General features: G+C 41.0%; 10 protein-coding genes. 4 read left to right on the forward strand and 6 right to left on the reverse strand.

Translation table 11 applies throughout. The features are described 5' to 3' along the window. Positions 1-75: 75 nt before the first annotated feature. The 6 genes from V7K49_RS12150 to V7K49_RS12175 all read right to left on the reverse strand — a co-directional run bounded on the left by V7K49_RS12150 (position 76) and on the right by V7K49_RS12175 (position 6,672). On the reverse strand, positions 76-1,575 hold the full coding sequence (locus tag V7K49_RS12150) for a family 10 glycosylhydrolase (RefSeq protein WP_335205693.1): 1,500 nt from the start codon (positions 1,573-1,575) through the stop codon (positions 76-78). 681 nt (positions 1,576-2,256) lie between these two features. Beyond that, entirely contained in the window at positions 2,257-2,514 is a 258-nt protein-coding gene (locus tag V7K49_RS12155) for a hypothetical protein (protein ID WP_335205694.1), read from the reverse strand. Between the two features lie 167 nt (positions 2,515-2,681). Next, positions 2,682-3,629, reverse strand: a complete 948-nt coding sequence (locus tag V7K49_RS12160) for an FTR1 family iron permease (RefSeq protein ID WP_335205695.1) — start codon at positions 3,627-3,629, stop codon at positions 2,682-2,684. Positions 3,630-3,827: 198 nt separating this feature from the next. Next, the gene (locus tag V7K49_RS12165) at positions 3,828-4,265 is read right to left on the reverse strand and encodes a ferritin-like domain-containing protein (protein WP_335205696.1); all 438 of its coding nucleotides are present in this window, start codon (positions 4,263-4,265) and stop codon (positions 3,828-3,830) included. A gap of 151 nt (positions 4,266-4,416) precedes the next feature. Beyond that, positions 4,417-5,448 carry a ComEA family DNA-binding protein gene (locus tag V7K49_RS12170; protein ID WP_334867534.1) on the reverse strand — a complete coding sequence of 344 codons (1,032 nt, stop codon included), beginning with the start codon at positions 5,446-5,448 and terminating at the stop codon, positions 4,417-4,419. Positions 5,449-5,646: 198 nt separating this feature from the next. Further along, positions 5,647-6,672, reverse strand: a complete 1,026-nt coding sequence (locus V7K49_RS12175) for a multicopper oxidase domain-containing protein (RefSeq protein ID WP_335205697.1) — start codon at positions 6,670-6,672, stop codon at positions 5,647-5,649. Positions 6,673-7,369: 697 nt separating this feature from the next. On the opposite strand from V7K49_RS12175, the gene V7K49_RS12180 reads away from it, so the two are divergent. From V7K49_RS12180 to psb27, 4 genes are all read left to right on the forward strand, one after another. Next, positions 7,370-8,971 carry a glycosyltransferase family 39 protein gene (locus tag V7K49_RS12180; RefSeq protein ID WP_335205698.1) on the forward strand — a complete coding sequence of 534 codons (1,602 nt, stop codon included), beginning with the start codon at positions 7,370-7,372 and terminating at the stop codon, positions 8,969-8,971. Between the two features lie 552 nt (positions 8,972-9,523). Further along, entirely contained in the window at positions 9,524-10,666 is a 1,143-nt protein-coding gene (gene cofH, locus V7K49_RS12185) for a 7,8-didemethyl-8-hydroxy-5-deazariboflavin synthase subunit CofH (RefSeq protein WP_335205699.1), read from the forward strand. Between the two features lie 271 nt (positions 10,667-10,937). Beyond that, a complete protein-coding gene (locus V7K49_RS12190) occupies positions 10,938-11,636 on the forward strand; it encodes a phosphatase PAP2 family protein (RefSeq protein WP_335205700.1) in 699 nt (232 codons plus the stop codon). A gap of 304 nt (positions 11,637-11,940) precedes the next feature. Next, on the forward strand, positions 11,941-12,345 hold the full coding sequence (gene psb27, locus V7K49_RS12195) for a photosystem II protein Psb27 (RefSeq protein ID WP_334867718.1): 405 nt from the start codon (positions 11,941-11,943) through the stop codon (positions 12,343-12,345). Positions 12,346-12,397 lie beyond the last annotated feature (52 nt).

Genomic DNA, 12,397 nt, shown 5'->3' on the forward strand with positions numbered 1-12,397 from the left:
ATTTTTTGTCAGTCCTTAATTAGTGGGGGATGAGGGGAATTTTCCTTCTGAATTCTGACTCCTGAATTCTACTATTTAGCGAGTGCGACAAAATTTGCGATCGCTATCACTCTGAGGATATTGCCAAGAATAGGCAAAATGGCTGACTCCCTTGAGTTGGGGGGCAAATTTGCGAAGTGCCTGCATTTGCGCTTCTAGGGATGGACGATTACTGATGGATTTTCCCCACACACCAGCTAAAGCTGGAATTATCTGCGTACCCGGTTTTGCCATACTCAAAACCCGTTGCACTTGTGACACAATACAACTGACATTACCGCAATTTCCATAAGACATAGGATGCCATTCTAATGTGGTGGGGAACCGATCCCAAGGTTGTAAGCGGGAATCATACCCTTGTCCTACAGTTTGGTTGCCATCGGGGAAAAACACCACTCCTGTGGGAATTCCTTGCTTCTTTGCTGGGTAATTGGCTATGGTGACAAAATCTAGGATTCCTTGCATGGCGTGGGCAACGGCGAGTTGCCACAATTCCCATTGTAAAAGTAGTTGTCTATCAGTTACAGACAGGATTGATTTTTGGGCTGGTGGGAGAGGGCGTCCTTGCCAGAGGGGTTCCCCTTCCTGGGGATAAAGTTTATCAACTTCGGCGATATCTCCAGTGGTGACGTATCCTCGACTCAAAAAGCGGCGAATCAAGTCCAGCCCTTTGTAATTTTGTGCCCGTTTAAATAAAGCTTCTTGGGTTGCGGGACTAAATAGCCATAAATCTGAAACTTTAGTGGCTATGGAATCACTTCCTGCTTGTCGCGGATAGCGCACATAATCCAATAGCAAGCCATCTGGACGACGGCGCAAAACTTGCTGTATTAATTGATAGTAATCGCGTTTTGCTTGCAAGTTGTAGGGGTCGATAAATACTTGAGAACCGTTATCTACCACATAGAGGCTGGTTTGACCCTTGCCATTACGAGCGATCGCTGGTTCTCTATCTTGACGCTGGGCATAAGTATAGCCGAAATTTGTGGTAAACATCCAGGCGTAAACCTTCAAACCGCGTTGCCGACCTTTTTTTATTGCCGTGGCGAGTAAGTCAACCTTTTGTGCCCCTGGAGTGCGAATCACAGAAGGCCAAACCGTCGGGTTAGCTGTTGCTGGTAATAATACCTGACCGTCGTAAAATACTTCCAAATAAACTTGGTTATAGCCACGGTTAACAGCCCGATCCATAATTTGATCAATTATTCCTGGTTGAATGTCACAGGGATACAAGCGCAACCAGACGGCTTGGATTTGTGGCCAAGTCTGAGCGCGGCACTCCTGTAATTTCTGTGCGTGTGTTTGTACCAAGTTTTGGTAGCGCGTTTGAGCATCTTGCTTGCCTTTGAGGGCTGACAAACGTAAGTTTTCTTTTTCTTGCGCCGCTGCTGATGATAACTGACAATACTGGGTTACTTGCGCCCTTGCTGGTTCGCTTCCAAAGTTGGGGAGCAACGAACTACTAGTGAAAACAACAGCGAATAGCCGCCGCCAAAATAATCTTGATCTTGCAACGTTCAAGGGATGGTTAGACATACCTACCAGTAGATGGACACAATAATCATCGACCCCAATTTAGATAATTGTGGGCAACGTGTATCGAATTATATAGTTAAGTAGTAAGGGTTTTAAAACCTATTTTTTCAAGACTGCCAAAGCCCTATTTGTGTTGCTGCATTTTTTTATAAAGATGAGTATAGTTTTAGCTGCTTGCACGACTGCAATCACTCAGCAGCCACAAAAAAAGTCACAAACCCTACTGAGACGAAAAAGAGAAATTCTCAGCAATTACCTAAAGGATCAGCAGAAAGAGTTGTCGCTCTTTCTTCTCTTTTTGCTAACATTATCTCTCGACTTGATCTAACAAAAGTTGTCGGAATCACTGGTAGTAATTTATTTAAGAATGACTCAAGACTCAAGGATATTCTCCGTATTAGCAAAGGTCAAGCAATTTTGGATAATGGAATTGCTGATAGCGCAGCGTAAAGCCTGCGGCATGGCAACTCTTAGAGAGGCTGCGCCAACGCTTAGAGCGAGTCCGCGTACCCCTACAGGGAAGCAAGCTAGCAAGAGCGTCTCGTAAGAGAGCGTCTTTTGGATTGACCCTGAGCACAAGGGTACGGGGCAATCAATTTTAGATTTTAGATTTTAGATTTTAGATTTTAGATTTTAGATTGGAAGAAAGCTTAAGCAAGCGTTGTTTGCACCACAGGGCACTTAGTACAGCATTTGATTAATTCGTAGCGAATTAAATTTGGCAATGCCAATGCGTTCGTCTGCAATGCCAATGCGTTCGTCTGCAATGCCAATGTGTTCGTCTGCAATGTTAATGCGTTCGTCTGCAATGTTAATGCGTTCGTCTGCAATGTTAATGCGTTCGTCTGCAATGCCAATGTGTTCGTCTGCAATGTCAATGCGTTCGTCTGCAATGTTAATGCGTCCCTCTGCATTTAAAAACGCTACGATTTTATGCAAAACGGTACTTAGATCAATAAATATAATTTAAAATCTCATTTCCAGGTTCTACCTTGAATGATGAATAGGGGAGGCGGCAGCCTCCCAATAGGCATTCCCAGTCTCTGACTGGGAACGAGGCAAAAAATATAAAATTGATTGTGCTTTTAATCTTTTGCAGAACTAATTTATTTTTGAGCAAAGGGGATATTTTTTTTAGCTTCACGAGAAGCACCTCCAAGGCTGCGGAAATACAGTCCTCCAATGGTGAGTAAAAAGATCACATATCCCACTGCTTGTACAAGATAGAGATTGTCTGTATAACCAAATAAAGATTTGAGGATAATGCCAGGAAACTGTTCGTCAGGCAAGATTGTGGAAGTATTTGAAACCATTGGCCCCAAAATACAGGAGTGGACTTTAGTAAAACGTTCGTAATAGAAACAAAGGCTTTCTGTGCCACGACTGCTAAGGGCAATGTTAGCCACAGCGTCGTCAAAATGTTTCAAGGCTGAAACTACCAACCCAGCGACAATCAACACTAATAAAACGCCCATTACCTGGAAAAACTGGCGGATGTTAATTTTGACACCCCATTTAAATAGCAGCACCCCAATGGCAGATGCCGCTACCAAACCACCAATAGCCCCCAATGCTGGCATTAATCCCTGTTGAAAATTAGCAGCGACGAACAGAACAGTTTCAAAGCCTTCGCGGACAACGGAAACTAAAATTAAAGTAAAAACACCCCAACCAGCATTTGAGTTTTGTGTCAGTGCTTCTGTTACTGCTCCCTCAACTGTAGCTTTCATAAATCTGGCTTGTTTGGTCATCCAGATTAGCATCCAACTGAGCATTGCGATCGCTAATACACTAAACACACCTTCTAACCCTGGCTCAACTACGGAGGTGTATTGAGGATTCACTGCTCCCAGTACTGGGATTATCCAACTGAATAACACACCGATTAAGGCACTGACAACAATGCCAACGCCGACACCAGCATACACCCAAGAGTTGAGTCGGGATTGTTTAGCTTTTTTCAGTAAAGCTAGGACAATGCCAACAACAAGGGCTGCTTCCACTCCTTCTCGAAGTGTTATTACAAAAGTAGGTAGAGCAGTACTAAAATTCATCTTTTATCCTTTGTCTTTTGTCCCTGTACCCCTTCTCTTAAGCAAGCTACGCGTAGCGTCTCCCTTAGGAGAAGTTATTATGATCAGAAGCCAAAAATTGAAAAATCCAGAGCAGAGGCAACCTCCACTCCGGTTTTTCGCTCCCTTCAGACTTCTATCTTTGTCATTAGTCCCTAGTCAATAATTAATGACTAATGACTATTGACCAAAATCACGTAGCATCTTTTTCAGTTCGAGATTATGCATCTCTTCTTGCCCAATCATGCCGCGAGCGAATTCTTCAAGATAAATGCTGGCATTAGTGACAGTTTCGAGCAGATCTTTATACAGATCCAATGCCTTTTTTTCATGAGACAAGCTTTCTGCCAAGATATCCTTGACTTTATGCTGGTAGGTTTCTTCCATTGGAGCAATTTTCAGGGAGGGATGCCCATCTAAACCGGTGAGAATTTCTCCCACTTGTTCGGCATGAAGTAAAGACTCACTTGCCTGTCCTTTGAAAAAAGCCACAATTGGAATACGGTTAGGACCAGTCACCATCAAAGAATAATGTGTATAGCGCACTACCCCTGCTAGTTCAAATTCCATGATGGCGTTCAGCAGGTCAATGGTCTTTTTCTGGTCAAGTTCTTGCATCAGTTGTTAGTTCAAGTAATGAATGGAGTGTAATGAGTTAGGAGTAAGTAATTCGTAATTCGTAATTTGTAATTCGTAATTCTTAACTCCTAACTATTTCCTCATTTTAAACTCCTTAACCTACCCTTCCCATTAAATGAAAGTGTTATCGCTATACTTTGGTATTAGATTTGTCAACTACTTTTTGAGAGTTTTCCTCAATGGTTTTCACCAGCTTGGTAACATCATTAGGAGTTTTGACTGCTTTTGCTGGTGGGATGGCGGCAGGCCAAACTTTTATGAGTTCAGCGAAACTACTGTCGATCGCTTTGTGTGCTTCAGGATCTGCTTGAGCTACTTGACTAGAAATTCCTTTGTATAAATCATTGGCGTAAACGACAAAACCACGAGAGTCTTGATACTCAATTGGTGCGGTTATTTTACCATCTGCGATCGCAGCGCCATATTCGGAGTTAGCTGAATCTAGCAATTCGTTAATTACCTGTAGCACAAATCCTGGCTTGGAGCGTTGATCTGCTGGCAAAGCTGCGATCGCGGAATCAACTGATTGCATCGAAGAAGCAAAATTAGTTTTAACTTTACTATCTTTTGAATTAGATTTCACTAAATCTTGCAAACTTACCAAAGTTGTCTTAAATTCTTTAACTTTGCGCTCATTCAATTGTTCTTCTACGTCAACGTAAATTTCTTCAACTGGATGTCCTATATGAGGTTCTGCTTGTTTCGGCTGATTCTGATCCAGCAGTTCTTGTGCTACCAAAAGATGCCCTTTCATTAAGCCTAATTTAGACATATAGTCAACATCTTTTGCCTCACCTGTGAGTACCACTTCTTGAACACTAACCTGGTCTTTAATTTGGTCGAACTGCTCTTGAGTAATTACTTTTTTAGTAACTAAATCTTCTGGGCTGCCATAGGGACGACCTGCCTGAATTTTGTTGGATAAAGCCGGGACACCTAGCTTGGCTTCAAACTTATCCAATTCTGACAAGATAGCACTGTTAATGTTAATTTTTTCTTTGTTACCGTGACTGCTATGACTGTTCTCACTTACTGCCTCTGTAGCTTGAGGATTAGTAACTGGTGCTGAGGGGTTTTCTGCGGTTGGTGTACTGCTACAGGAACTTAAGGTAACTATTGCCGCAGCTGCCGCTGTTAAACAGATATAGTGAAATTTTCTCATTTCTGCTTCTCGCACAATTTAAAAGGTATTGGTTCAAATGCTTCAAACTATTACTCAAACTTAGTTTGTTTAAGAAATCGTCATAGATTTTACTTTCGCATATAATGATATTTTTTATCAACTATTTGATTTAAAATTTTATTAATTACCAATTGTGTACCTTGTACTTAGCTTGAATAGAAATTACTAATTATTTTGTCATGAATTGTTAACAGTCTTTTGAGATTTGCTTTGAGCAACTACTTCAAATTGACCCATGCAACCGTTTTCGGCGATCGCATCCTGATGGGGATGGAACATATACTTACCTGGGTAGCGAAAAGCAAATTCCAAGATGTGCCTTTCTGCTACACCCATCGTAATCACATCTGCTTTCTCGCTAGGAGTCATAGTCATACCAAAGCGATAGACATCAAAGAAGTTGGCGTGGAGGTGAAAGGTCACTGCCGGATCGTATTCAATGATGTTGAGAACATACAGCCGAATCAACTGATCTTGGTAAATAGGAATGGGATGATGCATGTAATGATGGGGCGAACCGTTGAAGGCATAATAATCATTATGGCCATCATCATTCACGTCATACCCAGCCATGACTAGTACAATCTCATCAGCCGGGGGACGGGGCGTAGGTGGATCGATGATAAACATCCCGTACAGCCCCTTGGCAATGTGACGGGTGACTGGTTCAATATGGCAGTGGTACAAGTGAACACCATAGGGTTCAGCATCAAATTCATAAATTGTGGCTTTGCCATTGCTGATTGGGCGAACCCCATCCATTTCTGCCGGATGAACGCCATGAAAATGCAAAGAGTGAGAATGTCCTGCTTTGTTGAGAAAAAGCACTCGCACGCGATCGCCCTGTTTTGCCCGTAGCGTTGGCCCTGGTATGCGACCGTTTAAATCCCAGATGTTGTAAGATACAGCACTATTGAGTTTTATTATGGAAGTACCGGCAGTTAACTGAAATTCTCGGATAGTCCGCCCATTTTCTTGCTTTACCGTCCCATAATCAAAATCCCTTAACATCTTCATCGGGTTAGTACCGTCGTCTGGTGCTTCCATATCAAGTGGTGGCACTTTGACGATTGACTTACTTTGTAGATTTAGCATCTGCCAAAGTCCAGCTGCACCAATCACTCCAGCACCTGCTAGTCCTAGCTTCAGTAATTGACGGCGGCTCCACGGTTTTTCGTTACCTAGAGCGAAGTTGTTGGGCATGACATTTAGTTACGGTTAGCACCAAAAAAGAATTGTAAAAGATTTGCAATTGCTAAATATTAGAGGGATTAATAATTATTGTCAATAATTATATATTACATCAAAACTGCTAATTAAGTTGTTAAATCCAGAACAAGCGAGAATCATTCTCGGAAAACTCTAACAAAAGTTTCTGAGTTTTAACAGTATTTATACGTCAATTTTATGTATAAATAATACTCAGAGAACACTAATTATTTCATGCCTATTCCTGATATGCTTATTGCTTTCGGAGTATTTGGATAAACCTTAAATTTGAATGTTCAGGAAAATTCAATCAAATATAAATATTTTGTTATTAAGGTAAGTTAACATGGCTTGAACAATTTTTTGATAGTTCACCCCACAAAATTGAGGTGAAAACAACTCCTTTACCAGGATCTAACCACTGACACCCACTTATTTAATAGATCAAAATAGTTGTCGTAAAACCACAGTATTTTTTTAGAGAATGGTTTATGTAAACCAATATGCTTGGGTTAAGCCTTTTTTACCCTTGCTTCTCCTGCCTACCTTAAAAGATAAATTTCCTTAACTTGTTCTGAAGCAGCTTGCAACGGCTCTTGACTTTATTAATCCTAAACGTCTAAAAAACTAGTTTACAAACTGCTGCTACTGGACTTTAGGAATCTGTAATAAACGCTAGAATTCGATATTTATGATAAACAGACAATCAGGATTTGCAAAATATTTTCCTCCTATTTGGCTACGATTTTTAATCATTATTTTGTTAATCTTAGGGATATTTTTTCGCTTTGCTTATCTGGATCGAAAAGTCTACTGGCACGATGAAGCTTATACCTCATTACGAATCTCTGGTTACACTAAGACAGAATTTGTTCAACAAGTGTTTAATGGGCGCGTGTTTGCTGTTGGAGATATACAAAAATATCAACAGCCTAATTCTGATAAAGGTTTAATCAATACAATCAACTCTTTGGCGGTGGAGGATGCTCAACATCCTCCACTTTATTACGTGATGCTTAGATTATGGATGCAATTTTTTGGCAATTCAGTAGCGACTACGAGAAGCTTGTCAGCCATAATTAGCCTGTTAGCCTTTCCTTGCATTTATTGGCTGTGCTTAGAATTATTTCAGTCACCCATAACGGCATGGATAAGCGTAGCTCTTCTAACAGTCTCGCCCTTCCATGTGCTGTACGCCCAAGAGGCAAGGGAGTTCGGTTTGTGGATGGTGACTACTTTGCTAGGGAGTGCTGCACTGCTACGAGCAATAAGGCTGGGTAGCAAGCAGCTTTGGGGGATTTATGCAGTAACAGTGGCACTAGGATTGTACACCTTTTTGTTTTCTGGGTTGCTGGCGATCGCCCACGGTATTTATGTATTTGCCATTGAACGCTTTCGATTCACTAAAAGCGTTAAAGCTTATCTAATAGCAACTAGCGTCGGCTTTTTAGCTTTTGTTCCTTGGATTTTAACTGTTATTAATAGCTTGTCTGAAATTGATCGCACAACCACCAGCGCTCACACCAGACAATCTCTGTCAGTTTTGGTTTCTGATTGGATTAAGAATATTAGCTATTTATTTGGTGATTTTTGGCGCTATGAACTATATTTTCCAGATTTGAATTTGCCAGTTTTACGCTGGGGTCGATTTTTAATTCCCTTAATACTAATATTGGTAGTATATTCTTTCTTATTTCTTTATAGTCATGCAGGGAAACGAATTTGGTTATTTGTTTTTCTCTTAAGTGGAGTACCTGCTTTAGCTCTCATATTGCCTGATTTGATTATTGGAGGTAAGCTCAGTCTGCGACCTAGATATGTCATTCCGTGTTATCTAGGCATTCAGCTAGCTGTTGCTTACTTGCTGGCGGCTCAAATTATTTCTTCTAAGTTAATAACTCGCAAATTTTGGCAATTAGTAATGGTAGTAATAATTTCTACTGGAGTTGTATCCTGTACCATCAGTTCTCAAGCCGAGACATGGTGGAATAAAGGCAGCCATGCCAATCCTAAAATAGCTCGGATCATCAATCAAGCTAATCACCCACTATTAATTAGTAGTAATTATTCTCTAAATATTGGTGACCTAATGTCTCTCATTCATCTGCTAGATGAAAAAGTGCAGATGCAATTGGTAATTGAACCAAGTATACCAAGCATTCCTGATAGTTTTAGCAATCTATTTTTGTATAATCCTTCTAAAATATTTCGATCTGAGCTTGAGAAGAAATACAAACTGGTCGATGTTTTCCAGTATAGTAGGCTGTGGCGGCTAGAACAGAAAAGCAGCTAAATTTTATATAGCGTTTCCCGGTCTCCTAAGGTACAGTCGAGAGATAGGTTATGCATTTTAGCCAAATACAAATGGAGGCATATTGGCTTGACTTAAGTCAGAAAATCATTGATACCTACTTTGAGGGTAAAATAACGAGAGCGTCAGCTAGCAAAATGATTTCGAGTCCTCCTGAGTTTTGTTGAAAAATTTCTGAAACAATATCGAGAGACCGCAACTATTGCTCCCAAGGTTCGCATACAAGGCCAATAAAACTCTCGCAGAATTCAATGTTTTGGCTTCAATTGTCTCGGATAATCATACATTTCGTACTTAAATCAGTAGTATAAACTTGGTATTTTCCAGTATTTAGTGTATTTATTAAGGAACGTGGATTAAATAAAATGCAAAACTTCATCCTCTATCTTGCTTCCCTCTCCTTTATAGGGAGAGGGATTGAGGGTGAGGTAAGTCAGGGACATAAATTGTATGTTATTTAATTCTTATTCCTTAGTAGAATTTTATTATTTACAAGATCAGAAAATTAATATTTACTGAGAAATTAAGAAAGTAATGCTGACAAAAATTGCAGTTGAAAAAATTCTTGAACGTGCCTTGATGGGGTACGATTTATCTCTCGAAGAGGGAGTGGTATTGTTAGAACAAAGTGAGCCAGAAGCGATCGCCGCAATCCGTGCTACATCCGACACACTCCGCCACACTCAAGCAGGCGATACAGTTACATACGTAATTAATCGTAATATCAACTTTACTAATATTTGTGAGCAGCACTGTAGTTTTTGTGCTTTCCGTCGAGATGATGGTGATGTTGGTGCATACTGGTTAGATTCGGCACAAATTTTGGAAAAGGCGACAGATGCGGTGCGGCGGGGTGCGACGGAAATCTGTATGCAGGGGGGATTAAATCCACAAGCGCAGATAAATGGTAAATCTTTGTCCTATTATCTCAAGGTAGTAGAAACCATTAAACAAGAATTTCCTCAGATACATCTCCACGCTTTCTCTCCCCAGGAAGTGGAATTTATCGCCAGACTTGATGGACTTGAGTATGCTGATGTGATTATTGCTTTGCGCGATGCTGGTGTTGGCTCAATGCCGGGAACAGCAGCAGAAGTGTTGGACGATAAGGTAAGGCGGATACTCTGTCCAGAGAAGATTGACACAGCCACTTGGCTAGAAATTGTCAGCACAGCTCACAAATTAGGCTTGCATACCACTAGCACCATGTTATCTGGCCATATTGAAACCCACGAACAGCAAATCGGGCATTTAGAAAAATTGCGATCGCTCCAAAAAACCGCCATCAATCAGGGATATCCAGCAAGCATCACAGAGTTTATTTTATTACCCTTCGTTGGGCAAGAAGCGCCCAAACCCTTACGTCGCCGTGTTGGACGCGATCAACCAGTTTTAACCGATGCGCTGCTGCTAGGGGCTGTGGCGCGGATTTATTTGGGTAATTGGATTCCCAACCATCAGCAGAGTTGGGTAAAACTGGGGCTTGCTGGTGCAACAGAAGCTTTAGTTTGGGGTTGCAATGATATTGGCGGCACATTAATGGAGGAGCACATTACCACAATGGCAGGTGCTTTGGGTGGTACATGTATGGAAGTGGAAACCTTACAAGCTGTGATCGCTTCTTTAGGAAGACCTTATCAACAACGCAATACTCTTTATCAGAAAGTCAGGAGTTAAAGGAAGTCTTATCTCATACTTCTCTCTTTGTTCTCTGCGCCTCAGTAGTTAAATAAATTACTTTTAAACCGCAGAGGCACATAGGCACAGAGAGTGCAGAGAGAAAAAAACAGATTTTACGAGTCACCTTAAAAAAATAGTCTTCAACGCTTAACTTAGCGGGACTTAAACAGTCCTTGTATCAATATTTGGAGTCTGTATCCTGTTCACAACTCTAAAGCAGAGAAGACTAATCGTGGCTGGGCCTTCTAACGATGAATGATATTAAAGTATGCTCCGACAAATTTCTAATTTCTGGTTGCGTCATATACATCCTCGTTTTGCTCCCTTAATTGCCACAATTGGTATTGTTGGACTTGCTAGTTGTTTGCTCATCCTTTTTGTTTTAGCAAAACTGGCTGAAGAGGTTTTGGAGCGAGAAACTTTTGCATTTGATACTACTTTTTTGTTATGGCTACATCAGTTTGCCAGTCCAAATTTAGATAATTTAATGCTATTTATTACAAATCTTGGTAATCCTAGTACAGTCGTTGTACTTGCAGGCGGTACTCTCTTCTTACTTTGGTGGCGACGTTACCGAGAAGAAGCGAAAGTTTTTGTCATTGCTTGCTTGGGAGGGTTAATTTTAAATACAGGGCTAAAGTTGTTTTTTTCTAAACCTCGTCCTGAACTGTGGCATCGCTTGATTTCTGAAAAATCTTTTAGTTTTCCTAGTGGTCATGCACTAGGTTCTATGGTGCTTTATGGTTTTATTGCTTACGAGTTGGCAACTCACTATCCTCATTTTGCCAAAGTTATTTACAGTTTGACAGTTATTTTAATTGCTGCTATTGGTATCAGTCGCTTATATTTAGGAGTCCATTGGCCCACAGACATAATTGCAGGTTATGGAGTCGGTTTTTTATGGCTAATGATATGTATTACAATGCTTAAATTGCAAAAATTGAGGTGGGGAAAGTTAGTTGATTAAATCGTATCAATCTCTAACTCCATAACCCCTACGGGGATCTTGCTACGCGTAGCGTCTCCAAGAGTTGCCTTGCCGTTGGCATTGCCTCTCACAGAAAAGGCATCGCGATGATAATTGTCCAATCAAATTTTTTAATCACCTGATTTTTTTGCCCAAAATACTTGTAAATGAGCGCCTTTTAGGGAATGAAACAGCCCTTGACTCCCCTACTCCCCACTGCTTACTCAATTGTTCCCTACTCAATTGATCCCCAAGTTACCAATTCAAGATAGGATGGACGTTGATTTACGTATTCTTTTACTTAATGCATATGAAGCGCTATTGGTCGCGTTTGCTTGCGCTGGTTTTGGTTGTAGCTATCGGCTTAATGGGCTGTTCTGGCAGTCCAGATAGTTTGAGTGGGGATTATCGCCAAGACACCTTAGCTGTGGTCAATGTTATGAGACAAGCTCTGGATGTATCACAAGATTCACCAGACAAAGCAGCAGTTCAAGCAGAAGCGCGTCAAAAAATTAATGACTTTTCAGCTCGCTATCAGCGGGTTAACTCTGTTTCTGGTCTTGGCTCCTTTACAACCATGCGAACAGCCCTCAACTCCCTAGCTGGACATTACAGTTCTTACCCAAATCGTTCTGTACCCGAAAAACTAAAAAATCGTTTAGAGAAGGAGTTACAGCAAGTTGAAGCAGCGCTTCAGCGTGGCGCTTAACTCTTAACTATTGCCTGCTCCATCATCAAGAGTCAAGAGTCAAAAGTATTGA

Origin of the sequence: Nostoc sp. (assembly GCF_036919675.1) — a bacterium.
GTDB lineage: Bacteria > Cyanobacteriota > Cyanobacteriia > Cyanobacteriales > Nostocaceae > Nostoc.